This window comes from Lacipirellulaceae bacterium (assembly GCA_040218535.1).
GTDB lineage: Bacteria > Planctomycetota > Planctomycetia > Pirellulales > Lacipirellulaceae > Adhaeretor.
Map to the genome: position 1 here is coordinate 104029 of JAVJRG010000008.1, position 24915 is coordinate 128943.

Sequence of the window (24915 nt, forward strand, 5' to 3'; positions counted from 1 at the left end):
GCAAGGCCGGTGGACATTCACTTGTCACGGGTGCCCTGCGAAGCAAATAGTACGCTAGCAGCGAATCTTGGCCATACCAATCTGAGCGGATAGATTGTCTACCCGTTACAGCAGTCCGCCTAGAGCCCGCCTCTTTCGCAAGCCTTTCAAAATAGAAGGGGCTTGGGAAGGAGGTCAAGATATACCGTCTCTAAAGGGCATTGTCTAGGTCGGCTGGGGCTCTTTGGAAGGCCCGACGCGTCTAAAAACACACGTCATTCCTCGGTCAGCGAGCCTCCCGTCCGAATGACGAGTATTCTACGCCGTTAGTCCACCATCCAAGGTGATAACTTGTCCGGTAATGTAGCTGGCTGAACCGCTGGAGAGGTACAGCACCGCATCGGCGATTTCTTCGGCTTGCCCCAGTCGCTGGGCGGGGATGCGTTTCTTGACTTCTTCGTCAAGAGCGGGACCCAAGGCGTCGGTCATTTCGGTGGCGATGAAGCCGGGGCAGATCGCGTTGACGGTAATCTTCCGCTTCTTGCTGGCTAGCTCGCGAGCCACGGTCTGGGTGAAGCCAATAATGCCCGCCTTGGAAGCGGAGTAATTCGATTGCCCCGGGTTGCCCATTAGCCCGGAAACGCTTGAGATGTTGATGATCCGGCCAGTCTTCTGCCGCATCATCACGCCGGTGGCCGCGCGGGTGAGCAAGAACACCGAGCGCAGATTCGTGGTAATCACCTCGTCCCAATCCTCGTCGGTCATCCGGGGAATCAGCGTATCGCGGGTGATGCCTGCATTGTTGACGACAATGTCGAGACGCTCCCAATCCGCGTGAATCTTCTCGACGATTGCTTGCACCGCTTCCGAGTCGGTGACGTTGCAAGCGAAAGCCTCAGCAGCACCCCCAGCGCTTGTGATCTCGCCGACGGTCTCAGCAAGCTTCTCTTCGTTGCGAGCGAGGCATGCGACTTTCGCACCAGCGGCACCTAATGCCAAAGCAATCGCCTTGCCGATACCGCGGGAGGCACCAGTGACGAGGGCCGTCTGTCCGCTGAGGTCGACTTTGATTCGGGCTTCAATCGATTCTGGCATTCTTGGTTGTCCTTGGTTATGCGTTAAGCCGACACATTCTCACACGGCATTTTTCGGGCAATCCGCTTCAGCAACCCACGCAGCACTTTTCCTGGTCCGACTTCGTAAAACTGCTCGATCCCATGTTCATCAATCAGCAGTCGGATGGAATCCTCCCAGCGGACTTGGCTAACGACTTGGCGAATCAGCAAATCGCGTATTTTTTCGGGATCGTCATGCGGCTGGGCATCGACGTTGGAAATGACAGGCACGCGGGGTGGTCGGATCTGAACTTCCGCCAGGGCCGCCTTCAATCGCTCAACCGCGGGTTGCATCAACTCGGTATGGAATGCCCCCGCCACAGCGAGCGGGATCACTTTCATCGCACCGGCTTCTTCCGCGAGAGCAGCAACGCGTTCGCAGGCTGGCGTACTCCCGGAAACGACAATGTTCCCAGGGCAGAGCAAGTTAGCGATTTCCAGCACGTCACCCTCACGTGCCTGATTGCAAAGCTCGACAACTTGGTTTCGCTCCATGCCAAGGATGCTGACCATCCCGCTGCTCACTTGGTCAGCCGCATCTTGCATCGCAGCGCCACGTTGCTGAACGAGGCGCAACCCGCTTGCAAAGTCGATCGAGCCAGCAAACACCAGCGCGGTGTACTCGCCAAGACTCAGACCTGCGGTCGCAGCAGAAGTCTCAGCGACTTCCGGCGAATCGACTTTCAATTGTTCTAGTGCAGCCAGGCTACACACGAACAACGCCGGCTGACTGTGAACGGTAGAATCCAGCTCTTCAGCAGGGCCGTTCTTGCAGAGTTCGAGAAGACCGTAGCCGAGGATCTCAGCGGCCTGATCGAAAAGAGCCTTCGCAGCCGGGAGGTTCGCAGCTAATTCGGCTCCCATGCCGACGGTTTGAGCGCCTTGACCTGGAAACAGTAGCGCAGTCTTACTCATCTTCGCCTTCTCGGTGTCGCGATCTGCTCGTGAGGAGAAAGTTACTCAGCCGATTCGACCATCGCACGGCCCTGATAGTGGCCGCAGTTCCCGCAAACGACGTGCGAAAGGGTCGCCGTGCCGCAGCGAGGGCAGGGCTGCAGTTGCTTTGCCTTGAGGGCGTCGTGCGAGCGACGCTTGCCGCTGCGAGAATTGGAATGCTTGCGCTTAGGTACGGCCATCGCGGGGCCTCATCGGAAAGGTTGGCTTTAGTGTGGTTTGTCGAATCGCGAAGCATACCCCGAAAACCGCGGTTGCGAAAGGGCCTCAATCGCCGCATAGCCCGGAGGGTTCTTGTGGGCATCCTTACCCTGTTGTGGAACGTAACTCATTGGCAGGCAATCTGATAGCAAAAGAATAGTCGACAATTTTGAGGAGCGGAAAACTCGATTTGACTCGAATCCGGATTTCCGACTAAGCTCAAAGTCCCGCCAGAGTCCCTCCCCAAAACTTCCCGCCTTAAAGATTCCTTTCCGGAGTTACATACCATGCGCTCGCCTTCTTCGTCGTGTCGTTCCGCATTTACGCTCGTTGAACTCCTGGTCGTCATCGCCATCATCGGCGTGCTTGTCGGCCTCCTCCTGCCTGCCGTCCAAGCTGCTCGCGAAGCTGCCCGCCGCAATAGCTGTCAGAACAACTTGAAGCAGCAAGGACTCGCCCTTCAGATGCATCACGATGCGAAACGCCAGTACCCAACCGGACGGAATAGCACGACGCAGTTTGGCACTTCTTGGGCCTTCCGATTGCTACCCTTCATTGAGCAAGAAGTGTTGTTTGATGCTTACCAATCCAACCAGCGCGTCGACTCCGACGAAAACGCACTCGCGATGCGTACTCCCGTCGAGATGTACTACTGCCCCAGTCGCCGCTCGCCCGAGGCTGATCGAGACTTTGACAACAACGACCAACCCTCGGTCGTCCGTGGTGTTGCTGCCGGGGGCGATTATGCTGCCAACGCCGGCTGGGATGTCCATTTCGGACTCAACGGCGTGCTCACCAGCTTCGAGCCCAGCGTCGTCGCCGGGCCGATGTTCACAGGATCGAAGATCAAGGATCGCTATATCACCGATGGCCTCTCGCAGACGCTCGCTGCAGGAGATCGTCACATCCCTCGAAATCTCGTCGCTGAGCCTGGGCTCGAACACCATGACGCGGGCGATACCGCGTTCTTCCCAGCCGACAATCCACGCACGGTCATGGCAGGTGTGCTCGGTGGCTTGGCCGCGAATGCCGACGACGACAGTAGTGAGAAATTCGGCAGCGAGCATCCCGGCATCGTGCAGTTCGTCTATCTCGATGGCCACGTCGAAGCAATCACCACCGACGCCGATGAAGAAACGCTCAAGAAACTAGCCGCCTTCGGCGACGGCCAAATCATCGGCGACGCGATTTGACCGTAACAACACGCTCCGCGTGGTAAGCAGAAAGTACTCGCGTGCCAGACTCTGTGATCTTGGCAGTTCAGCACGCATCAATCCGTGCTTCCAAGTAGGCTTTGTTCCAGCTGGTTGCACTTTCAAGAGATGCTCCACGCGGAGCGTGGAGTTACAGTCATGCAGCCTCGGGTGGCGGTTCCCCCAGATGCTCGTATCCAGCCGTCGTGAGCTTCCGCCCGCGGGGACTTCGCACGACGAGCTCCGCCCGCAGCAGAAATGGTTCGACTTCGTCCGTCAGCGTGTCCGGGGCTGTGTTCAGCGTATGAGCGATCGCCTCGACGCCCACCGGTCCGCCGTTGAACACGCGGAGGATCGTCTCTAGATACTTTCGATCTTGCCCGTCGAGCCCCAAGGGATCGACGCCCAGCATGTCGAGTGCCGCCTTGGCGACCTCGAAAGTTACTTCGCCATCCGCCTTCGTCGTGGCATAGTCACGCACCCACCGCAAACGGTTGTTGGCAATCCGTGGCGTACCGCGGCTGCAGATGGCAATCTTGCCTGCCGCTTCTTCGTCGACAGGCACTTTTAGTTTCTTGGCGTTGCGGGTGATGATCTCGCACAGCTCGTCTTGGCTGTAGAACTCCAGGTGCTCGCGGACTTGAAATCGATCGCGGAGCGGCGCGGACAGCAACCCGGTGCGAGTCGTTGCTCCAATGATCGTAAAGGGCGGCAACGGCATATTCAGCGTCCGGGCGTTCACTCCTTCACCAAGGGTGATATCGATTCGGAAATCTTCCATCGCCGGGTACATGAACTCCTCGACTGCTTTTGGCAGTCGATGAATCTCATCAATGAACAGCACCGAGCCTTCGGAGGCATTTGTCAAATAAGGCAACAAATCCTTCGGTGCCGCCAAAGCCGCCCCGCTGGCGATTTGCAACGGCACGTCGAGCGCCTTGGGAATGCAAGTCGCAAAAGTCGTCTTCCCCAATCCCGGCGGCCCATCAAGCAAAATATGCCCCAGCGGCTCCTTGCGAATCCGCGCCGCATCCACGGCAATCATGATCCGCTCATAAACTTCGCGCTGCCCAATCATCTCCTCCAGCCGCTGCGGGCGCAATGCGGACTCCTCTTCCTTCGTCGGCCCGGTAAAGGAAGGCCGCTCGGGAGGAAGTTGATCGTCGTCGCCAGAAAGAATCGTTTCGCGGGCCATGTTGAGTTGCGGGTCGTGGGGCGCGAGGCGTTTTGTCATTCCGACGGGAGCCTAGCCGACCGAGGAATCCGGTTTGATACTGTGTGCGTTCTCGATCTCGACGGTCTGAACACCTGTACGCTACCGCCGCACTATATCAAATCGGCTGCAAATCGGGAAAGCGTGAATTTCTTACCAAGGTAGCCGCAGCCCCGGTCTCGATTGTGGTGGCGGCTGCCGGAGAACTCTTGGAACGCAAACATACCGAGCTAATTCCCGGCGACCTTGTAGGTCGCGGCTACCTTCAGTTTCGACAAGCGATCCAACGCAGTAAACTACCCCCATGCTCACCAACGCCCAACGTCTCTGGCTCGAACGAAACACCCGCCGAGCTGACTTCCTTTGGAAATGGGGCCTGGGCATCCTCGCCGTCGGTTTCGTCGTTGGCATTGCGGTTGATGCATCGTTTACAGGTTGGATGGAGCCGCCAGAGCGACAGAACCTATTCGCTCCCGATTCGGAAGAGCCCGAGGAACCCCAGACGCCTCCAGACGATCCTCACTATCAAGATAGGGTCAAACATTGGGAGAAAATCGAGCAGCACGCAGGACGAGGTGAGTGGGGAAGCGTGTTTCTCGCCATCCCCAAAAGTATGCTGCAAGGTTGGGGCAATGTCGGAACGACCGGCCTGGCCATATTGACGGGACTCTGTTGGATGATGTTTCTGCTACAGACGGTTCAGCCTGCCGACGATCGAACTTTCCGTCTTCTCTCATGCATCGTAGGCCTGCTCCTCGGGGTGGTAAGCATCTGGTTCACGCTCTTCTTGATTCTTTACCAAGAAATTGGCTGGGGACTTGCTGAGAGCGACGAGTTTATTCCTGGGCTTCGTTTCTTCGTCCTAGGTGTCGGGTTCCGTGAGGAAGTCTCAAAGTTCATTTGCTTCCTGCCGTTGCTTCCTTGGATCGTTCGCCGCCGCGACGAACTGGCTGCACTGATCGTTGCCGGCTGCGTGGGGTTAGGATTCGCCATGGAAGAAAACGTTGGCTACATCTATCGATCCGCCGGCAGCGGCACATTGGGACGATTGCTAACACCTGCTCCGATCCATATTGCGCTGACAGGGCTCATCGGCTTGGCTGCCTATCGAGCCTGCCGCTGGCCAAAAGAGTGGGGACCGCAATTCGTCGTTGTCTTCCTAGGAGCGATTCTTATGCACGGGGCGTACGATGCGCTAATCGTTTTGCCAGACCTCAAGGATTACAGCATAGGAGCCTTTATCCTGTTCTTCTTATTGCAATGGCACTTCTTCCGCGAACTTCGCGAGCTACGCATAGTGCGCCGCGAGACCATATCACTCAGTGCCAACTTTATCACCTGCGTTGCGTTGGTCGCAGCCGCCACATTCGTTTATATGTCCGCCGCCACGGGTTGGAGCGGGGCGCTCGACATTATGTTCATGTCGGTGTTGGGGCAGGCGATGATGGTTTATCTGTTCCTGCGGGAGATGCCGGAGTCGCTGGTGACGGTGTGAGTGCAAGCCAACTTTCATTCCGAAGGGATGCTAGCTCCGCCGCGGCGGAAGGAATCCGGTCGGTAGCTCATGTTGATATCTCACTCTGTGATGCCTGGCCGACTTCGTGTGCCACTGCTGGTTTATTCAGCGTGGCCTATTGAGCCCGCGTTGCGAATCAATTGAGCTGGGCTGATCGCCTTCATGCTCGTTTTGCTGCAAGTGGAGCCGACGAGCGTGCCACTGGCTCTGCCAGTGCCGAACTTCTGGGTTGAGTAACAAGTTTGAAGAACTACGCAGTTTCGCGACCACAAGCTGATCGATTCCCTCCTAATTGCTTGCAGCCTGCACCCGGTTAGAGCGCCCAAGTCCAAACTTTCTCGGGAGTCGAGCTGTCTGACAGGTCAAACACTGGCAGAGCCAGTGCCACCCGCCGTGGTTTACTCGTCTAAATTCACTTGCGTTTCTTACGACCACCAATCGGCTCGTACATGACGTCGGGAATCTGTCGTGCAAATTCGTCACGCCTTTCCCACATCGAGATATGGCTGGTGGGATCAAAAGGTATGGATGCACTCTTGTATTGAGATTTAAGAAACCTCTTTTCAATATGTTGGAGCACGCGAAAGGTGTAACGATCGGAATCGGAGTCGATTTCGGAAGCTGACTCATATTGAAAGTAGAAGTCTTCCGGACAGGCATACCAATAGGTTTGCAGGAGGGTGCCGGCGTCGATGTAGGGATTCTTCACGAGCTCCATCACTTGCCTTGTATTTGCTTCCCAGTGCATGTTCTCGGCGTAGTATTGTAGCTCGTCCTTACTCTTGGTCGTTTTCAGGAACGTCTTTATTTCACGATCCATTTTTCGCAGGAATTTCGCAACGAGAGCGTCTGCCTCTTTTCTTGATTTCCTGAGCGGCTTCTTTTGCATGATTGCTTCTGATTGCTCCATAACCGCAGTCAGTTCCTCTCCTCCTTCATCGACCAATCGAATAATTTCCTCCCGGCGCCGTTTGGATAACCGCTTTCCGGTACTTAATTCTGGAATATGCCGTTCGTAAGGTTCATCGGATGCTGACTCTTCCGCACCCGTGTCTTCTGCCGGCGGTAGGCAAATCGCAATGCGCGTCAGAAACTCGTTGAAAGAGCCTGCGACTAGGATCGCGTGCGACTTATCAAAGACAGGGTCGCCATGCTCGTTCAAATCGTAGCCGCCCGCATCTTCGTTCCAGAAGTAAACGCACCCCGGCTTGTCGAGCAGTGAGATTGAATAGTAGTAAAGATTGAACTGCCCACAAATCGGAAGGTGCCCTTCTGGCAAAGACGGCGTAATGAACTCTTCGGCAAACAACAGGCTCTTATAGGCTTCTGGCTTGGCATATAAGCCGTAGATAAAATCTACGGGCCGGGTATCTTGCTTTCCGAAGATAGGCAGCTCGACATGGTTGGGGTCGGGTTCGCCGCCGTTTTGCGCCCGCAAGAAGTCTCGATACTCTTGCGGTAGTTTGACGCCTAGCTTTTTCTCGAGCTTTGCCACTTGAGCCTCGGTTGCCGCTCGTTTGCCTTTCGGGCGTTTGATCTTCAGCAGGCTTGGATCGACCTTGACATAACCTTTAGCAAGCTTCTGCTCTTTTAGTTTTTCAGTCGCCTCTTTAGCAGCAGAAGGGGAGGTGAATGTTTTGGCCGTTTCCCGCCCTTGGGTACCCAGTCGACCGTGACGAATCGTTTGTTTTTTGCCACGGAGTTTGTACGACCAGAATTTCCGGGATTGGCCGTCGTCGAAGAAAAAACTTGCTGAGTTCATTTCGTCATCGATCGAGTAACGACCGCCTGGTGGGTAGTATTTGAAGCAGTTTCAAGAATCAGTTTCGTAACCCGAAGCTTGAGCGAGGTGCCATACTATGGGGTTTTCCCCTGGCTAATGCTTCGGGTTGCGAATTTAGCAACGATTTCTAGAGCCGATTGGGGCGAGCAGCAACCAGCCCGACCAGCGCAACACCAAACAGTAGCAACGCACTCGGCTCCGGGATTATTGGGTGTTGCATCCGAAACCCTCGGAAAACACCGTTGTAGGTACCGACGCCAGCGATCCAGCCGTCGTCGTTCACGTCATACGCGTGCCAGAGTTCCCAGCCGGAAGTTTGATCAATCAGGCTGTTCAAATCGACGGCTTGGCCTTGGTAGTAACAGAACGCGTGATAGTCGCCCGTGCCCGAGCCGGGAGCCATGTTGAGTGAACCGACCATCAAGCCGTGGTTGTTGACGGCGCGGCCGAAACTTTCGATCGCGCCCAGCGCCGAGTGATTGACGGCAGACATGCCGCTGGCGGGATCCCAGAGAAAGGCAGTCGTCACTCCTGAATTGGTCGCTTGATCAAAGGCCCAGCCGGCAACCTGTGCGCTGTCGTTGATGTCCATCCCGAAAGTGGGGCCTGTGCCGTTCAGTCCCCCGATGTTGCCGGTGAAGGGAATCGGGTTGCCCATCACATTTCCAATCTTGGTGACGGCACCCGTGCTGGAGCCCTCCCAGCCAACGAGGTTGCCGTTCTCGCTGATACTTTGCGGACGTTTGACTATGTTGGTGACTTCGGGTGTGTAACTGTTCGATTTCCGCCAAACGGTCCCGGTATGCAGAATCTCGGCGCTGAAGCTGTTGAAGGTGTAGGAAGTACCCACGACGACGTTGCTGTTATTGATCGAGACCGCACGGCTGTGATCTAAACTGCTGACGGGGCTTAGGACGGTCGTCACCGGCGTGTTGAGCGAATCTTCAGTGACGAATCCTTTGACGTTGAACGGGAAGGTCGGCTCACGGGCCTCGCCCACCGCGTCGTGAGAATCGTTCATGTCGATCTGGAATAGCCCCACGGGTGTGCCCAGATCGACAATTTGAAAGAACGGCCCCGGTGCGCCCCAATAGGTTCCTTTGAATGGAGCATTCACGTTGCCAAACACGCCCGCGCTAGGCCCCGACCGTCCGTAAACAGAACCGTCAGACAAAATAGCCATCCCTTCGCTGACGATATTGGAAGTGTCAGGCGGCAGCATGTCGACCGGCTGAATCGCCTGCGACGGCGCGACGCAGACGAAAAGTGAAACGAGCAGGGACACGGCACGAACATGCCATTGCTTCACACGGATCGTCTTCATGAGAACTCACCTCACTGTTTGCGGACGGTTGAAAAGAGTCTTCGCAGTCTTGGTCCTCGTTCAGGACCAGCGCGTGGGATAAGCACCGTTAGAATAACGATCCTGTCAGCGAGTTTCAATCAATTTGCGTTTTGCACAACATCGGAAGCAAGCAATTGGGAGCGTTTATGGATTGAGTGAGCGAAAAGATGGTCTGGATAAGCGCTTTCTCGGCTTCGACATCGAAGCACGAGTTGAGTGATGACGCCGTTAGTCAATCTCTCTTGGCGCCAACCTCATTAAGTGCATCGCGCTGCTCGTCGCCACGATGCGAAGAGCCAGCAATGGGAGCGCCTACAAGCAAAACAAACTACTACAACGAACAGACACTGCAGGTCTACTTCAATCGGGCGATCTAATTCTGAAATGTACCGAGGGTCCAACCCAGCCGAGCTTCAAGTCGCGACAAGTCAGCAGTGGCACCCTCGAAGAGGATTGCAGCAGTTCCACCCGCCGGTTTTCACTTAGAGTTGCACAGCAATTTACTTACTCAGCCCTCCACAGTTGGCTAGAATAGGCAACGTCACGACACTTGAATCGACTCGGTAATGAGTCTTGCTCTGGAATTAGTATCATGGTCCGATCAGCTATCACGATCTCGTTCTGTTTCCTTTATTCGATGCTAGGCCAAATCAATTGCCATGCCTCGACCTATTTCAGAGAAGTTAGCTTGATCACAAACGACATCGTGTATGATCCGCATTCTGACATGATCTACGCTTCTGTCCCAAGCGAAGTGGGGATTTTGAGAGGAAACACGATCACTCCTATCAATCCCTACACGGGAGCCCTGGGCAACTCGGTATTCATTTCGAGTGAGCCATCAAAAATGTCAATCGCTGACGATGGCTCTCGAATCTACGTTGCCAGCGAGAGCACGAATTTGGTCACTCCGTTTTTCCTCGACACAATGACGCCTGGAGCTGCTTTTCCTATCGGCTCAGGCGATCGCCGTGTTGACGATTTAGAAGTGTTGCCCGGGAATGCAAGCAGGCTTGCAGTGTCCAGGAGGTCGGGAAATACGAATCGTGGGTTCGCATTCTTTGAGGACGGAGTTCAGTTGCCCGATGCATCGAGCGACTCTGCTAGATACGACCGAATCGAATTTGGGGACGATCCGAGCACTATTTACGGCCATTCAAGCAGCATCAGTGATCGTGACTTTAATGCCTTCGAAGTTAACTGGGCTCCCGATGGGGGATATGTTGGGACCATCTATCAGGCCAAGCGATTGTTGACGCAGAACGGTCTCGACATGGAATATGAAAATGGTCGAGTTTATTTTACAAACGGGCAAATCCTTGAAGTTGCAACACCCGGTCCAATTGGAAGTTTCAACGGTCGTGGTCCAGTCGAGCCAAACTTTGAGAGTGGTCGAACCTACTTCATCGACGGTGATGAGCTAAAGACATTTAGCCAGTCAACTTTTGTACCCCTGGGCTCCATAAGTGTTCCGGAGATGGCTGGTTCGGCACGTAATCTTATCTCACTGGGGACAGACGGCCTTGCTTTCGCAACCGATGCAGGAGAAGTGATTATTGCGAGAGGCAGCCTAGTTCAGGGACCAAGTGCTGACTTCGACGAGAACGGAATTGTTGAAGGAAAAGACTTCCTGACCTGGCAGCACAGCTTCGGCATCGGCTCCAGTTTATCTGACGGAGACGCAAACGGGGATGGAGTGGTTGGTGAAGCTGACCTCACCATATGGGAAGATCAATACTCTGAACCTTCTGGAGCAGCTTCAGTCGCAATCGTGCCCGAACCAACTTCAATAGCCCTTGCTCTGTTGGTGCCTTGCTTGGCGATAAGACACCGTACAAGTTACACCAGATTGGCAAGCTGAAGTAAACGCGGTTATAGCACGTCGGCTGGCAGTCCAATCCGCTATCCGCTGAGCCGTTGTTCTTTTCTTTTGCGGCGCGAACTTAGCACCCGCTATGCCGCTTAATGATGTCACTTCTGCGCCAAGCCATTTTTCACACCAGCTTTTGGCCACCCCCTGCACTAAAATGAACGTACTCCGGCGTTCTCTCGCAACTTGACCTGAGTTCAGCCTGCTTCAGATCGACTTACGTCAATTCGCGAGCCAGTGCAAAAAGGGCTCTTAAGAGCAAAAGTCGCTGCCGTGTCGGCGTCGGCGACGCACAAACTGCTTACCAATAAGAGCTTGCGATTAGTGGCAACCGAGAACCATTTCGACTTTTGCACAGTGAAATCGAGCTGCTGTGCAAAAGTGCAGAAGTCGAGGATCGTCGTAAGTGCTGTGAGCCGTGAAGCGTAAGCTCTCGGGTCGAAGTTGCGGTATTCACAGACCCGTGGGCTGACGCATCACCGCTCAGGAAGGCTTGTATATTTAAGGCAACGCATCAAGAAACTCGTCGAGTGCCATATAGCACTCTTCGGGCAGCGGCCCATTATGGTTGGCGCCTTCGACGCGCATGAAGCGTTTTCGCTCGCTTGCTGCCGCGGAGAAAAGTTTTTCCGCGTGGGCGAAGGGAATCACTTCGTCGGCGGTGCCGTGGGTTTGCAGCAGCGGGCCTTCGTACTTGGTGATGCGTTCCAAGGAATCGAACTTGTTTCGCATGATCCAGCGAACAGGAATAAACGGATAATGCACGGCAGCCGCGTCGGTGAGTTTGGCAAACGTGCGATCAAGCACGAGCCCGCGGACCGGATGTTCAGCAGCCACCGCAATCGTCGCCGCACCGCCGAGGGAGCGACCGATGAGAACGACCTCCGCAGGATCGATGCCAGCCCGTTCAGCAAGCCAAAGCTGAGCGGTCCGCGCGTCGGCGACAACGTTTTCCTCGTGCGGCGTCCCTACGCTCCGACCGTACCCCCGATAGTCCCAAGCAAACACCGCCACGCCAATCCGGTCGTGCAATACTTTCAATCGATTGGCCAACCGCGGAACATCCTCGCCATTGCCGTGACAATAAAGAACGTAAGCCCGCGGAGAATCGTGCGGCACATACCATCCATGCAGCTTCGTGCCATCATCGGCATCAAAGAACACGTCCTCGAACGCAAGTCCCTCGGGTTGCAGGTCCACACCACTAGGGCTCGGGGCGGGAAAAACCAACCAACGTTCAAAGATGCTGAGCATAAGCAAGAGTAGCAGATAAAAAACAAGCAGGTTGCGAATCGTACGAAGAAAGCGTGCCCGAATGGTTAGTTTTGGAGCATCGGTCCTCGGGCTTCCAGATTCAGGGCTCATGGGTCAGCTGCTTCCAAAGATGCGACCAACAAATTCTGAAAACTGAACACTGCCAACTGAGAACTAGGAAGTCCCCGCTCTTTGTTCATAAACCGCCCGGAGGAGTTCATCAACGTCCTTGTACTTTTTCTTTCGCTCCAGCGCTTCGTCAATCAGCCGTCGCGCGTCGGCGTCGGAGTGCCCCAATGCACGCATGGCGTCGAACGCCTCGGAAGCGATGTCGCGCACCTTGTCGCCTCCCGCGGGCAGCTCGCGACCGATGAGCAGCGCGAACTTGGGGATCTTTCGCCTGAGAGTCGCTATGATTTTCTCGGCTGTTGCAGGCCCGATGCCTGGAAGTCCGGAGAGCCCTTTGGCGTCCTGGTCTTCGATCATCGCCGCGACTTCCTGCACGGGGCGAACCATCGCGCGGAGTGCTTTCTTCACACCCACTTTGTCCACGGAGCAAAACAGTTCGAAGAATTCGCGTTCAACCGCATTGAGGAAGCCAATCATCCGCGGGGTCATCCGCCCCTGCATCGGATTGCCTTCCAGGTACTCAATCGTGTGCAGGCTGATTTCCTTGCCGATGTTCTCCTGCACTTGGCGACGGGTGAACTCGGGGATGTAGATTTCATATTCATATGCATCAACGCCAAGCGTAAGAGAGTCGCCGCTCGCGGCGATTGTGGTGCCGGTAATCTTCGTGATCATGGTGTTCTCGTAGCCCACACCTTGGGCGTGGGATGGAATTCGTGGACAGCATTCCCGGCTCATCAAGTTGTCCCACGCACGAGGCGTGGACTACGGAGCAAGCGAACTCGGGTGATCCACAGCGTAACCGTGACAGAGCGCAATCGCCAGGGCGTCGGCGACGTCGGCGGGTTCGGGGAGTTTCGCCAATCGCAGTTCGCGTTGCACGGCAAGTTGCACCTGGCCCTTGGGGGCACGTCCGTTGCCAGTCATCGTTTTCTTGACCTGCGTGGAAGGATAGTCAACGACTTCGAGCTCGGCCATCGCCGCTGCCAGCACGATGACACCCCGGGCATGGCCCATGAGAATTGCGGTTGTAGGCCGATCGTAGTGGCTGTAGAGCTTTTCGATGGCAACCGCTTCCGGCTTGAGCGAATCAATGACCTCGGCGATTCCGTTATGGATTTCCCGAACGCGAGCGGTCAGCGAACCGCGTGTCTTCCCACGCACGACGCCCGCTTCAACGAGCTTTACCTGGCGGCCGGCGATATCAATCACACCGTAGCCAGTGATATTCAATCCGGGATCAACGCCGAGGACACGCATGCTCAGCCGCGACTCCACTCGGCTCCGCCGGCGCGGTCTTCCAACTTCACGCCCGCCGCAGCCAGCCCGTCGCGGATTTTATCGCCGGTGGCGAAATCCTTGTTTTCGCGAGCCGTCTGGCGAAGCTCGATAAGTAGCTGCATCACGCCGTCGAGTGTGCCATCGCCGCCGCCGGACCATTCAGCTTCTCCGCCACGATCTTCAATCGTAACGCCCAAAGGAGCAAGCTGGTCGCGAATCGCGTCGGCAGTGGCGAAGTCCTTGGCGGAACGTGCGGCACTGCGTAGTTCGACCACCAATGTCATCACGGCGTCCAGTAGATCGTCACCGCCACTTTCTTGCGGGGCTTCTAAGAAAATACCCAGCACGTTCGACAGTTCTTTGATGGAAGTCATCAGCAGTTCGAGCGTTGCAACGGCAGCTACATCATCTTTGCCGGCACCTTCTAGGTCGAATTCGTCGCAGTATTTGTTGGCGATCTTGGCGAGTTCAAACAACTCAGCGATCGCGCCGCCCGTGTTGAAGTCATCATCCATCGCGGCGAGGAACTTCTCGCGACATACGCCAGCGGCTTTCAGGGCGGGTATGCTGTCGTCAGTAAGCATCCCGCCGCCGCGCTCCGTGGGGGCGGTCAAGGCGTAGAAGTCACCCTGAGTGATCCGATGGAAGCGTTTGAACAAGCGGTAGAAGGTTTCCAGCCCCGTGGCTGCTTCTTCAATGGCCGGCTCGCTGAACAACACGGTACTACGATAATGCGTACGAAGGAGGAAGAAACGGATACGTTCGCCGCCTTGTTTGGCGATCAAGTCGGCGAGTCCGCCTGCGCCCTTGCTGCGGCTCATTTTTCCGGAGGCTTGTTCTTCTGGGGATTGTTGCTCGGGTGCTGAAGCACCCGAGTCAGAGTCTGATTTGCTTGCGCGTTCGGATTTTCCGCCGATTTTGCCGGCGCTGGCATCACGCCTGAGCAGTCCGTTGTGGGCCCAGTAAGTGACCATTGGTGCGTTGTGGCAGCATTCGCTTTGGGCGATTTCGTTCTCGTGGTGCGGAAAAACAAGATCGAGCCCGCCACCGTGGATGTCGAAGGTTTCGCCCAGTAACTTGCGGCTCATTGCGGAGCATTCGATATGCCAGCCAGGTCGCCCTTTCCCCCACGGGCTGTCCCACGAGGGCTCGCCTTCCTTAGCCGATTTCCAAAGTGCGAAGTCGGCCGCACCACGTTTCTTGGCAGCGCCACCACCACCTTCACCTTGCAACTGATCAAGGCTGCGATTGGATAGCTTGCCATAGTCAGCGTCCTTGGTGACATCGAAGTACACGTCGCCGTCCGAGGCATACGCGAAGCCCTGTTCCACCAGTGACTCGATCAGCGTGATGATCTCGTCCATGCAGTCGGTGGCGCGTGGGAAGTGGTCGATCGTGTCGACACCCAGTGCTGCCAGGTTGTCGTTGTAGTCCTGAATGTTCTCTTCAGCGACTTCCAACATCGAGATGCCGCGCTCATTCGCCTTGTTGATGAGCTTGTCGTCAACGTCGGTGATGTTCACGACCCAATTAACGTCGTAGCCGCAGTAGGTGAGGTATCGCTTCATGCAGTCAAAAATGACCGGCCCGACCATGTGGCCGATATGTGCCTTGTCGTAAACGGTTGGCCCGCACAGGTAGATGCCGACCTTGCCCTTCTCGACGGTTCGGAACGGTTCCTTTTTCTTCGAGAGCGTGTTGTAGATGTGCAACGAGGGGTGCGGCTCAGAGAGCGCTGGTTGCTTCGTGACAGCTTCAGTAGTGGTAGGCATGGGAATCTATTTTCAAGTGTCAGTAATTGCTAGGCAGCCGCAGGCTAACAGCCTGCCGGTGCACATGATTAAACTATGTTTTCTCAACCAACACGACCGCTCGTGCTTCAATCGCTTCTCCGCGACCAACGGGGCCGACGCCTTCGCCGGTCTTGGCTTTCACGTTGATTTGGTTGCGATCGACGTCCATGATTTCGGCGATGCGGCAGCAGATCGCTTCTTTGTGAGGAGAGAGCTTCGGTTCTTGTGCCGCAACCACCGCGTCGAGGTTTGCGAGCTCGTACCCCGCCTCTCTGACTTGGTCGTAGGCGAGCCTGAGAAACTCAGCTGAGTCACGTCCTTGGTTTGCTTGCTCGGTGTTGGGAAACAATTGACCAATATCCGGCAGCCCAACAGCGCCCAATAAAGCGTCTGTCACGGCATGAAGCAACACGTCGGCGTCACTGTGGCCAGCAGTGTGCTGGTGGTGCGGCACATCAATGCCGCCGATCCGCAGTGGGCCACCGCCGGTGGTGCGGTGTGTGTCTTCTCCTAGGCCGATCCGTAAACTGGTCATACAGCGCGGATTATACCGCTTGGCGAAAATACGAACAACGCAAGCTTGCCGATGGGGCTGACCCGCCTAATGACGCAACTAAGCCGCGAGCGGTGTCGCTGCTAAGTCGATCGCTACGGAGCAGGCTTCTTCAGCAGGTTCGCTGAGTTTCACATCTAAGCGGACGCCGTGGGCCATTGCTTGAGCCACTTTCACTTTGGCTTCCTCGAAGTCGCAGGCTTCGGTCTCGACTGAGGGTGCTGAGGCGAGTGGCGGGCAGAAGCCGACGTGCACCGTTGCGTGCTGCTGACCAGCGTCAAATTGGGCCCGGACGGTACCGTAGATTACTTCGTGGTCTTCCTCACGCACCCGGAAAAGCTGCTGTAGGATTCCCTCGTCGAGATCTTTAACAGCCTCTTCGGCGAAGGTAACGTCGCCAAAGAGATGCTCGTTAGATAAGTCCTCGTTGGCAGATGCTTCGTCTTCGTCCAATGGCAAATCGGCGAGTTTGACCAGGGGGTGATCGTTATCGAAGAAAGTCTGTCGCCAGAATTGGTCTGCGATCAGCATCGGCAGCCAAATCAGCCAATCGCTGTTGCGATAAGCCGGATAGCAGCAACCGACGGCCAGTAGGATGAGTCCTGTCGAGGAACCGTAGCCAACGAGGTTGTCCCACCGCTGTGCCGGCTTAGTGCGAGGCGTTCCATAATGCCGCCGCCAGGCGAGACGACCAAACTTGGCGGCGATCGTGGATGTCAGAGCGATGGTGAACAGTGTGCCGCGTGTCAGGTCAGCCGTGGCGAACTCGAACACGCGGCAAATACTCAACACCGTGCCAACAACAAGCATTGCCGCGAAAGTTCCCAGAACGGTCGTCTTGAGGATGACCGACTCGCCCTCATCATTCGTCCGCGCAACCGCGAGCGTTGGCTCGGAAGAGCCCGCTGACCGTTGAGGCTGGGGCGGAAGTTGGGGCTGAGGCAAGGCAGACATTGCCGGGGAGGATAGCGGAATCGCCACCCGGCGAACTATCCCAGTTCGCTAAACCTGCGAGAGTGCTAGCAAAGACTTCGGACTTCAAGCCCCGGGCTTCAGAGCAAGAATGGTAACCGACAAGGCCCTGAAGCCTGAGGTCTGAAGTCCGAAGCCCTCAATGTCTCGGATTCAGCTGAACTAAGCCGAGGCCGTTGCCTCAGCCGCGGCGGACAACTTCTCGGCCACGTCGGTCTTTTCCCAGGTGAACTCGGGCTCGCTTCTTCCGAAGTGACCACCCGCGGCGGTCTTGCGGAAGATGGGGCGGCGCAGTTGCAAATGCTCAATGATGCCCGCTGGGGTGAGGGGAAAATGCTCCTTCACGAGATCACAGATTGCCGAGTCTTCGATCTTGCCAGTTCCCTCGGTATCGACATAGATGCTCACAGGCTCGCTCACGCCGATGGCATACGCGAGTTGCACTTCGCAGCGGTCGGCCAGCCCCGAGGCAACGATGTTCTTTGCAACGTAGCGGGCCATGTAAGCGGCACTGCGATCGACCTTGGTGGGGTCCTTACCGCTGAACGCACCACCGCCGTGGCGACCCCAACCGCCGTAGGTATCGACGATAATTTTGCGTCCGGTTAGGCCGCAGTCACCGTGAGGACCACCGACGACAAAACGCCCGGTTGGGTTGATGTGGTAGATGATATCGCCATCGAACAGATCCTCAGGAAGCTCCGGCTTAATGATTTCTTCGATGATGTATTTGCGAATCTCGTCGTTGGTTACTTCTGGGGCGTGTTGCGTAGAGATCACCACCGTGTCGATGCGTACTGGCGTCGTGCCATCGTATTCCACAGTGACTTGGCTCTTGCTGTCAGGGCGGAGCCAATCGACGTCGCCATTTTGGCGAGCAGCGGTTAGGCGGTTCAGGATGCGGTGCGAGAGAGCAATCGGTAGCGGCATCAGCTCCGGGGTGTCGTTGCAGGCGTAGCCAAACATCAGGCCTTGGTCGCCCGCACCGACGTCCTTCCCGCTTGCTTCGTCCGAATCAACGCCCATCGCGATGTCGGCGCTCTGTTCGTCGATGGCCACCATCACAGCACAATGTTCAGCACTGATGCCCATCGAAGCATCGGTGTAGCCGACGTCTTGGATCACTTCGCGGACGATTTTTTGCATGTCCACGGTTGCTTTGGTGCTGATTTCGCCGGCGATCACGACGACTCCGGTCGTGACCATTGTTTCGCAGGCGACGCGGCTATTCGGGTCTTGGGCGAAAAGGGCATCGAGAACGCCATCGGAGATCTGATCGGCCAGCTTGTCAGGATGACCCATGCTGACAGCTTCACTTGTGAATAGGTATTTTCCGGATGCCACGGGACCAATCTCCTGAGATACGTCTGTTTGGTTAGAACTTTGGAATCGGTCGAGTATAGCGACTGGAGGGGTGGATGAGCAACGGGCCAGGTTGAGGCTTCAGACCTCTGGCTTCAGGGCTCATGCGGTCGACTTGTGAGTCCTGAAGTCCGAAGTCGGAAGCCAGAGGTCTAGCCAGCGCCGGAGATCGGCTCGATAATTGAAAGCGATTCGTCCCTTTGAGAACGTCACGATTTTGCAATCCCCATGGCACGCTGGCCCCGTCACGTCTGGACTTCGATCGTCACCTACGGTTTGGTGTTCGTCGGTTTCCCGCTGCTGTGCTGGTTAGCCTACGTCTGGGTGAGAGGATAATCATCTTGAGCGCCGCCATGACCAAAGATCAACTCCTAGAGAAGCTTGCGCCTCACGGGCAGGAACATCTGGTGGCTTTCTGGGACGAACTTGATGAGGCCGGACAAGCACAGCTTGCGAACCAGATCGAGGCGATTGACTTTGCATTGGTGGCTTCGCTCTATCGAGGTGAAGTTGAGCAACCAGACTGGGGCAAGCTTTCGGCTCAGGCTGAACCGCCGGCGGCAGTGCGGCTCGAAGAGCGAGCAAGCAACGCAAAAACGGCCCTCGGCTTAGCTCCCGAAGAGGCAAAAGAGCGTGGCCAAGCGGCCTTAGCAGCTGGCGAGGTGGGGGTGCTGTTAGTCGCGGGCGGGCAGGGGAGTCGGTTGGGGTTCGAGAAACCCAAAAGCTTGTACCCGATCGGACCAATCTCCGAGGCGACACTCTTACAGATCCATATCGAAAAGGTTCGCGCCATCGGACAACGCTATGGCAAGACACCGCCGTTGTATCTGATGACTAGCCCTGTGACTCACGAAGACACAGTTGAATTTGTTGAGCAGCACCAACGGTTTGGTCTCGACGAAGACGATCTGGTGATTTTCTGCCAGGGGACGATGCCCGCGGTGGATCAGGCGACCGGAAAGGTGTTGCTCTCTGCTAAGGATGAGTTGTTCCTCAGCCCCAATGGCCACGGGGGTACGGTTGCCGCGTTGGCTGATAGCGGGGCGATCGAGCACATGCATCGCCACGGAATCAAAGAACTGTTTTACTTTCAGGTCGATAATCCTCTTGCACCGATCGGTGACGAAGAGTTAATCGGTTCTCACTTGTTGGCTGAATCGGAACTCACGTCCCTCACGATCGCCAAGCAAACCGCCGAGGAGAAACTCGGAAACTTCGTCTCGATCGACGGTCGCCTGCATGTAATTGAATACAGCGATTTCCCAGCCGATGTCGCCGTGCAGCTTGACGACAAGGGCGCGCTGAAGTTTTGGGCAGGCAGCATCGCCATCCATGTTTTCGACGTGGCTTTCTTGGAACGCTCGCTCACGCTCAAGGATTCTCTGCCGTTTCATACGGCTCATAAGCAGGCGGCGTACATAGATGAGCAAGGTGTAACGGTCGAGCCAGATGGGAAGAACGCGCTAAAGTTCGAGCGTTTCATCTTCGACCTGTTGCCGCAAGCGAAACGTCCCATTGTCGTTGAGTTTGAAGAACGCGAGGTCTTCGCTCCCTTGAAGAACGCGTCGGGTGCGCCCAAAGACACGCCAGAGTACGTCCGCTCCTTCATGCTCGACCAGCATCGTCGCTGGCTCGAGTCCGCAGGTGCAAAGGTTGCTGACGGCGTAAACATCGAAATCAGCCCGTTGGCCGGTTACGATGCTCAGGCGGTTGCGGAGTTCGTTAAGCCGGGGCAGGAGTTCACCGAGTCGCAGTACCTCACCAAGTAGGCATAACTTGCGCTGCTAACAGCCGCGAGCTAACAGCTCACCGGAAAATTGCTCGCAACGATTGCCTCCCCTCGTACTCCGGCGACTTGTAAAGTCGCGGCTACTGATTGTTAAGCATGGTGAACCGAGGCTGCTGGCTCGTGTCATTCGAGTAGCTGTTACAATAGATTTTCCCGCCTTTACGAATTCGCTCAGCGAATCCCGCCTGCCGAAAAGTTCACTCATGTCGCAACTGGTCGAAGAGTCGCCTCCTCAAGAGCTCCCAGCGGCGACGCTTCCTGATGCAGTTGCGGATCCCGAGTCTTCAACGACGCAAAGCACAGGAGTGGTTCGTAACTTCGCCTGCCTCGCGTTGCATCAGGTGCTGCTGCGGATCGGTTGGATTTTCAAGACCGAGACGCTCATCATGCCAGCCTTCATGGACTACATCGGCGGCGGCCCGGTGTTGCGTAGCTGTCTGCCAGTGCTGAATCGATTGGGTTTCAGTGTTCCGCAGGTCTTGTTTGCTCGCCGCTTGAAAGTGCTGCCGAAGAAGAAGTGGGTGGTCGCTGTCGGTTCGTTCGTCGCAGCGATTCCTTTTGCAGTTCTGTCCGTTGTTTGGCTGAAGGGCTGGTGGCAACGAGCCGACGGGACGGCGGCTTCTTGGATGCCGTACTTGTTTCTGGCTCTGTACGGATTCTTCTTTGTCACGGTGGGAATCACTCAGCTTGCTGCTCACTCACTACAAGGAAAACTGATTCGCCCCAACCTTCGTGGCCGCCTGTTCGCAACGGCAGTCTTGGTGGGTGCGCCAACTTCCATCCTTGCCGCTTGGATCTGGTTGCCCGGGTGGCTAGAGAGTGCTTCAACCGGCTTTGCTTGGATTTTCGCAATGCCTGCTCTGGCGTTTGCGCTCGGGTCAGTGGCTGTTGGTTCGACGGTTGAGGAGTCGGATGACTTCGAGGAGCAAATCACGCCCCTGGGGCAACGGTTCGTCAACGCCTGGAACACTCGCTATGAGAACCCGAACTTTGCGAATTTAGCGTTGGTGGCTGTGCTCTTCAGTGTGACGTTTATGATGTTTCCCCACTACCAAACCCTCGGACGCGCGGAGGGTCAAGTGCCGCTGACGATCTTGATGAAATGGATCTTCGTGCAACATACCGCCGTGGCAATCTTCAGCTTGGTTGTCGGCCCAATCGCTGACTGGTTGGGGAATCGCGCGGCGTTGCGGCTTACGCTGCTGGGTGCCGCGCTCGCGCCGTTGACGGCGGTCGTGCTTACGCTGCTACCAGAGGAAGCGAGTCGAAGTTGGTTCTGGTTGATCTACGTGCCGATCGGCTTCACGCCGGTGACGATCCGCATTCTCATCAACTACACGCTTGAAGTCGCTCCCGCGGAAGAGCATCCCCGCTATGTCAGCGCGATGGGAATGTGTTTGGCACTGCCCGCGATTGTCGGTTCGGTCCCGGTCGGCTTTCTAATCGGTCAGATCGGCTACGTGCCCATTTTCGCGGTTGGTGCAGTGGTGCTGGCGCTCGCTGGGCTGCAGACTTATCGCCTGGAAGAGCCTCGGCACGAGTAGCGTCCCTATTTCGCCGCGGGTGCTTGCACCGCGATCAAAGTGCCAGCGCGGTGTAAGCACCCGCGGCGAAATGGATCTCTCGAAACGAGGTTCCAACATTCTTCCTCGTTTGTCATACTCCGCAGCCTTCAATTCTGGCGTCGCGTTTCTAAGACTTCGTGCTGCGTGAGTACCTCTGATGAAAATTTTCTTCTCCGTCGGCGAGCCCTCGGGCGACCTGCACGGTGCAAATCTGATCAACTCACTCCGCGCAGAGTTACCTGACTGCAAGTTCGTCGGCTACGGCGGACCGAAGATGACCGCGGCTGGGTGTGAGCTTCACGAAGACCTCACCAAGCTTGCCGTAATGTGGTTTGTGAAAGTTCTGCTCAACATTCATAAGTTTTTGGGTCTGCTCAAGCGGGCTGATCGCTACTTTGGAGAACAGAAGCCCGATGCCGTAGTTCTGATCGACTACCCAGGTTTTAACTGGTGGATCGCCCGTCGGGCGAAGAAGCACGACATCCCGGTGTTCTACTACGGCACGCCCCAACTGTGGGCTTGGGCGGAGTATCGCATCAAGAAGATGCGTAAGTACATTGACCATGCTCTCTGTAAGCTACCGTTTGAAGAGAAGTGGTTTCGTGAGCGCGGAGTCAATGCGACTTATGTAGGCCATCCCTACTTCGACGAGCTACGACAAAGGCCTCTCGATGCAGCTTTCGTCGAACAGCAGCGAGAAGGTGCGGTTCCGTTGGTAACGATTCTCCCCGGCTCGCGTGATCAGGAAGTCGCGGCGAATCTTGACGCATTCCTGCGAACTGCCGAGCTGATTTCGGCACAAGTCCCAGACGCACGTTTCGCGATTGCAGCGTTTAAAGAGTCGCAAGCTCAAACCGCACGAGAATGGGCCGCTCGCGACTTAGCCACAGCTCCGGGTCCGACTAACCGACAAGTCGCGATCGAGGTGCACACCGAACGCACCGCGGAGCTCATTGAAGCGGCAGATTGTTGCTTGGCGTGCTCGGGCTCCGTTTCGCTGGAGTTGCTCTATCACGCTAAGCCAAGTGTGATTCACTACCGCGTGGGGCGATTCGCTTTCTGGCTACAGAAGTTCGTTCGCCGGGTCAGGTACATTACGTTGGTGAACTTGATCACCGCGGAGAATCCGTTCGACACTCGCCCCGTCGGGGTCTACGATCCGCAGGACGTCCGCGATGCGCACGTGTTGCTGCCGGAGTACCTCACCGCGGAAGATCGAACCGGCGAGATGGCGGCCCACGTGATTGAATGGCTGAGGAATCCTGAAGCGATGGAGCGGCGAGTTGAGCAGTTGCAAGAGCTCCGCGAGCGCGTAGGGCAGGGCGGTGCTTCAGAGCGAGCAGCGGATTACATTGCAAACGTTCTTAGTAGATCCCTCGAAGGCAACTCGACAAGCCTTGCTGGTGCGGCGTAAGCTAACGCGATAGTTCTATCCACACTCTCGCTTCTAGCTTCACCAGCACATGCTCTTCGAACCGCCACGGTCGCAGTACGATCTGCACTTCCGCATCTTTGATTTTCCCGTGCGCGTCCATCCGCTGTTTTGGCTGATTGCCGTACTGCTGGGCATCAGTGGAGGAACGAAGGGAACGCCGCCAGTGAAGTTGCTCGTTTGGGTGGCGGCGGTGTTCGTGTCGATCGTCGTCCATGAGCTTGGTCACACTTTCATGCAACGCCGCTATGGAGGAAGAGCACGGATTGTCCTTCATAGTTTCGGCGGCCTTGCCATCAGTGAGGGCGAAGAACAATCTCCGCGCTCCCAGATCGAAATCGCCTTGGCGGGACCGATGGCCGGATTTCTCTTGGCGATTGTTGGTTTCCTGTTGGTGAGGCTCTCAGGGCATGCCATCGGTTGGCAGTCGGGAAGCGAGATCGATTTCGCGGCGATCAATGCCGATCAAGTAATCGCATTCCCGATATTGTTCGGTCAGTTCTTCTGGGAACCCTACGATTCGAAGGCAGCGAATTATCTCGTGTCCTCTTTCATGCAGATCAATATCTTGTGGGGCATCTTGAACCTGCTGCCTCTCTATCCGCTCGACGGCGGCCGTGTTGCGAGGGAACTACTCACGATACAGCAGCCTCATCGCGGCATCATTCTTTCTTTGCAACTCAGCATGATCACTGGGGGAGTTGTCGCAGTCATTGGGTTGTTTAGCGGTAGCCTCTTTATGGCGTTCATGTTTGGTTATTTGGCCTATATAAATTACCGCACGTATCAAAGTTACAGCTCAAGCCGTTGGTAGCCATCAACAGCTTGTCGCGTATTTGGAACACAAGATATTGATCTCTTGCATCTCACATTGAGACTTCGTTCGAGTGTGTCTGACTCAACGCAATAAAATGCGAAGCGATATCAGAGCAGTGTGAAAAGTCTTCTCGCTCAAACAGTGTTGAAACTAAATCCTTGATTGCGAATCGCAACTCGTTACCGCGCCGTGCAAAACATCTCACGGTCTGAATTTGCGATTCAAATTCCGTTTAAGGCATTCGAAACATCGATTTCAGAAAAAAAGTTCAAAAAAATTGAAAAATTTTTTCGTGCCATTCTGCGTTCAACACGCGTGGAAAAACTTGTTGCACGCAGCGCCGTTATCAACCACTTTTTGACGCCAACTAGATCGGCTTAGGAGTTCATTGGCTGCTGCTCGGTGCCCAGTCCTCATCATTCAAACGAACTTTCATTGTAATCTTCTCGGCAAGTTCGTTGGCAGGGAAGTGTTGGGGTTTGTCGAAGGCGATTGGGACGACATTCTCCTCGGGCTTCGTTGTTTTGATCGCATGTTAGGTAGCGGTCTTGTAGTCGGGCCCAACGCGGTACGAGTTCCATTGAGAGTGTTAATGTGCTGCAAATAAAGTGTTTTGCGACCAAGTTCGCCTTCCCGAATGCTGATTAGCTGCGGTGTCGAGGGAGTTGTTTTCGTTTCACATCGAAGTAAGCCAGTGAACGCTTCGTAGCGAGTCGCGAGTCGTTTCATGGCACCTAGCTTGGTCCCTCAGGATCGATGATCGACTCTCCTTCATTGCTCGAGCGCTATCTCAATGCGG

At 55.9% G+C, this 24915-nt stretch carries 20 protein-coding genes; 7 read left to right on the top strand and 13 right to left on the bottom strand.

Translation table 11 applies throughout. The annotated features are described in order from the left end of the window. Positions 1 to 297: 297 nt before the first annotated feature. From fabG to rpmF, 3 genes are read right to left on the bottom strand one after another with little or no spacing between them, the layout of a single operon-like run. A complete protein-coding gene (fabG, locus tag RIB44_09865) occupies positions 298 to 1074 on the bottom strand; it encodes a 3-oxoacyl-[acyl-carrier-protein] reductase (protein ID MEQ8616886.1) in 777 nt (258 codons plus the stop codon). A 23-nt stretch (positions 1075 to 1097) separates the two neighbouring features. Beyond that, on the bottom strand, positions 1098 to 2009 hold the full coding sequence (fabD, locus tag RIB44_09870; protein ID MEQ8616887.1) for an ACP S-malonyltransferase: 912 nt from the start codon (positions 2007 to 2009) through the stop codon (positions 1098 to 1100). 41 nt (positions 2010 to 2050) lie between these two features. Next, positions 2051 to 2230 (bottom strand): 50S ribosomal protein L32, encoded by a 180-nt coding sequence (rpmF, locus tag RIB44_09875; protein ID MEQ8616888.1) that lies wholly within the window; start codon positions 2228 to 2230, stop codon positions 2051 to 2053. A 306-nt stretch (positions 2231 to 2536) separates the two neighbouring features. On the opposite strand from rpmF, the gene RIB44_09880 reads away from it, so the two are divergent. Then, the gene (locus RIB44_09880) at positions 2537 to 3442 is read left to right on the top strand and encodes a DUF1559 domain-containing protein (protein MEQ8616889.1); all 906 of its coding nucleotides are present in this window, start codon (positions 2537 to 2539) and stop codon (positions 3440 to 3442) included. Between the two features lie 157 nt (positions 3443 to 3599). Here the strand turns inward: RIB44_09880 and ruvB are convergent, their stop codons facing one another. After that, complete coding sequence (ruvB, locus tag RIB44_09885; GenBank protein MEQ8616890.1) at positions 3600 to 4676, bottom strand: Holliday junction branch migration DNA helicase RuvB; 1077 nt, start codon at positions 4674 to 4676, stop codon at positions 3600 to 3602. Positions 4677 to 4959: 283 nt separating this feature from the next. Here ruvB and RIB44_09890 point away from each other — a divergent pair, with 283 nt between their 5' ends. After that, positions 4960 to 6150 carry a PrsW family glutamic-type intramembrane protease gene (locus RIB44_09890; GenBank protein MEQ8616891.1) on the top strand — a complete coding sequence of 397 codons (1191 nt, stop codon included), beginning with the start codon at positions 4960 to 4962 and terminating at the stop codon, positions 6148 to 6150. 433 nt (positions 6151 to 6583) lie between these two features. Here RIB44_09890 and RIB44_09895 read toward each other — a convergent pair whose 3' ends face one another. Both RIB44_09895 and RIB44_09900 read right to left on the bottom strand, forming a co-directional pair. Further along, the gene (locus tag RIB44_09895) at positions 6584 to 7933 is read right to left on the bottom strand and encodes a DUF4274 domain-containing protein (protein MEQ8616892.1); all 1350 of its coding nucleotides are present in this window, start codon (positions 7931 to 7933) and stop codon (positions 6584 to 6586) included. Positions 7934 to 8081: 148 nt separating this feature from the next. Continuing rightward, positions 8082 to 9278, bottom strand: coding sequence for a PEP-CTERM sorting domain-containing protein (locus tag RIB44_09900; protein ID MEQ8616893.1), 1197 nt, complete (start codon positions 9276 to 9278; stop codon positions 8082 to 8084). Positions 9279 to 10377: 1099 nt separating this feature from the next. On the opposite strand from RIB44_09900, the gene RIB44_09905 reads away from it, so the two are divergent. Beyond that, entirely contained in the window at positions 10378 to 11160 is a 783-nt protein-coding gene (locus tag RIB44_09905; GenBank protein MEQ8616894.1) for a hypothetical protein, read from the top strand. Between the two features lie 510 nt (positions 11161 to 11670). On the opposite strand, the gene RIB44_09910 is transcribed toward RIB44_09905, so the two are convergent. From RIB44_09910 to metK, 7 genes are all read right to left on the bottom strand, one after another. Then, positions 11671 to 12534: an alpha/beta hydrolase gene (locus RIB44_09910; protein MEQ8616895.1), complete on the bottom strand. Its 864-nt coding sequence runs from the start codon at positions 12532 to 12534 to the stop codon at positions 11671 to 11673. Positions 12535 to 12597: 63 nt separating this feature from the next. Beyond that, positions 12598 to 13227 (bottom strand): Holliday junction branch migration protein RuvA, encoded by a 630-nt coding sequence (gene ruvA / locus RIB44_09915; protein ID MEQ8616896.1) that lies wholly within the window; start codon positions 13225 to 13227, stop codon positions 12598 to 12600. Positions 13228 to 13317: 90 nt separating this feature from the next. Beyond that, positions 13318 to 13812, bottom strand: a complete 495-nt coding sequence (ruvC, locus tag RIB44_09920; GenBank protein ID MEQ8616897.1) for a crossover junction endodeoxyribonuclease RuvC — start codon at positions 13810 to 13812, stop codon at positions 13318 to 13320. Positions 13813 to 13814: 2 nt separating this feature from the next. Continuing rightward, positions 13815 to 15605 (bottom strand): cysteine--tRNA ligase, encoded by a 1791-nt coding sequence (gene cysS, locus RIB44_09925; GenBank protein MEQ8616898.1) that lies wholly within the window; start codon positions 15603 to 15605, stop codon positions 13815 to 13817. A gap of 73 nt (positions 15606 to 15678) precedes the next feature. Next, positions 15679 to 16161 carry a 2-C-methyl-D-erythritol 2,4-cyclodiphosphate synthase gene (ispF, locus tag RIB44_09930; GenBank protein ID MEQ8616899.1) on the bottom strand — a complete coding sequence of 161 codons (483 nt, stop codon included), beginning with the start codon at positions 16159 to 16161 and terminating at the stop codon, positions 15679 to 15681. 78 nt (positions 16162 to 16239) lie between these two features. Further along, positions 16240 to 17133 carry a hypothetical protein gene (locus RIB44_09935; GenBank protein MEQ8616900.1) on the bottom strand — a complete coding sequence of 298 codons (894 nt, stop codon included), beginning with the start codon at positions 17131 to 17133 and terminating at the stop codon, positions 16240 to 16242. A gap of 180 nt (positions 17134 to 17313) precedes the next feature. Next, the gene (gene metK, locus RIB44_09940; protein MEQ8616901.1) at positions 17314 to 18495 is read right to left on the bottom strand and encodes a methionine adenosyltransferase; all 1182 of its coding nucleotides are present in this window, start codon (positions 18493 to 18495) and stop codon (positions 17314 to 17316) included. Between the two features lie 359 nt (positions 18496 to 18854). Here metK and RIB44_09945 point away from each other — a divergent pair, with 359 nt between their 5' ends. From RIB44_09945 to RIB44_09960, 4 genes are all read left to right on the top strand, one after another. Continuing rightward, on the top strand, positions 18855 to 20282 hold the full coding sequence (locus RIB44_09945; GenBank protein MEQ8616902.1) for a UTP--glucose-1-phosphate uridylyltransferase: 1428 nt from the start codon (positions 18855 to 18857) through the stop codon (positions 20280 to 20282). A gap of 223 nt (positions 20283 to 20505) precedes the next feature. Beyond that, a complete protein-coding gene (locus RIB44_09950; GenBank protein MEQ8616903.1) occupies positions 20506 to 21846 on the top strand; it encodes an MFS transporter in 1341 nt (446 codons plus the stop codon). Positions 21847 to 22024: 178 nt separating this feature from the next. Next, positions 22025 to 23281, top strand: a complete 1257-nt coding sequence (gene lpxB, locus RIB44_09955; GenBank protein ID MEQ8616904.1) for a lipid-A-disaccharide synthase — start codon at positions 22025 to 22027, stop codon at positions 23279 to 23281. Positions 23282 to 23330: 49 nt separating this feature from the next. After that, complete coding sequence (locus RIB44_09960) at positions 23331 to 24113, top strand: site-2 protease family protein (GenBank protein MEQ8616905.1); 783 nt, start codon at positions 23331 to 23333, stop codon at positions 24111 to 24113. The last annotated feature ends 802 nt before the right edge of the window (positions 24114 to 24915 follow it).

Coding starts and splice junctions, on each gene's coding strand:
- fabG (MEQ8616886.1), bottom strand. CDS start 1,074: ATGCCAGAATCGATTGAAGCCCGAATCAAAGTCGACCTCAGCGGACAG.
- fabD (MEQ8616887.1), bottom strand. CDS start 2,009: ATGAGTAAGACTGCGCTACTGTTTCCAGGTCAAGGCGCTCAAACCGTC.
- rpmF (MEQ8616888.1), bottom strand. CDS start 2,230: ATGGCCGTACCTAAGCGCAAGCATTCCAATTCTCGCAGCGGCAAGCGT.
- RIB44_09880 (MEQ8616889.1), top strand. CDS start 2,537: ATGCGCTCGCCTTCTTCGTCGTGTCGTTCCGCATTTACGCTCGTTGAA.
- ruvB (MEQ8616890.1), bottom strand. CDS start 4,676: ATGACAAAACGCCTCGCGCCCCACGACCCGCAACTCAACATGGCCCGC.
- RIB44_09890 (MEQ8616891.1), top strand. CDS start 4,960: ATGCTCACCAACGCCCAACGTCTCTGGCTCGAACGAAACACCCGCCGA.
- RIB44_09895 (MEQ8616892.1), bottom strand. CDS start 7,933: ATGAACTCAGCAAGTTTTTTCTTCGACGACGGCCAATCCCGGAAATTC.
- RIB44_09900 (MEQ8616893.1), bottom strand. CDS start 9,278: ATGAAGACGATCCGTGTGAAGCAATGGCATGTTCGTGCCGTGTCCCTG.
- RIB44_09910 (MEQ8616895.1), bottom strand. CDS start 12,534: ATGAGCCCTGAATCTGGAAGCCCGAGGACCGATGCTCCAAAACTAACC.
- ruvA (MEQ8616896.1), bottom strand. CDS start 13,227: ATGATCACGAAGATTACCGGCACCACAATCGCCGCGAGCGGCGACTCT.
- ruvC (MEQ8616897.1), bottom strand. CDS start 13,812: ATGCGTGTCCTCGGCGTTGATCCCGGATTGAATATCACTGGCTACGGT.
- cysS (MEQ8616898.1), bottom strand. CDS start 15,605: ATGCCTACCACTACTGAAGCTGTCACGAAGCAACCAGCGCTCTCTGAG.
- ispF (MEQ8616899.1), bottom strand. CDS start 16,161: ATGACCAGTTTACGGATCGGCCTAGGAGAAGACACACACCGCACCACC.
- RIB44_09935 (MEQ8616900.1), bottom strand. CDS start 17,133: ATGTCTGCCTTGCCTCAGCCCCAACTTCCGCCCCAGCCTCAACGGTCA.
- RIB44_09950 (MEQ8616903.1), top strand. CDS start 20,506: ATGTCGCAACTGGTCGAAGAGTCGCCTCCTCAAGAGCTCCCAGCGGCG.
- lpxB (MEQ8616904.1), top strand. CDS start 22,025: ATGAAAATTTTCTTCTCCGTCGGCGAGCCCTCGGGCGACCTGCACGGT.
- RIB44_09960 (MEQ8616905.1), top strand. CDS start 23,331: ATGCTCTTCGAACCGCCACGGTCGCAGTACGATCTGCACTTCCGCATC.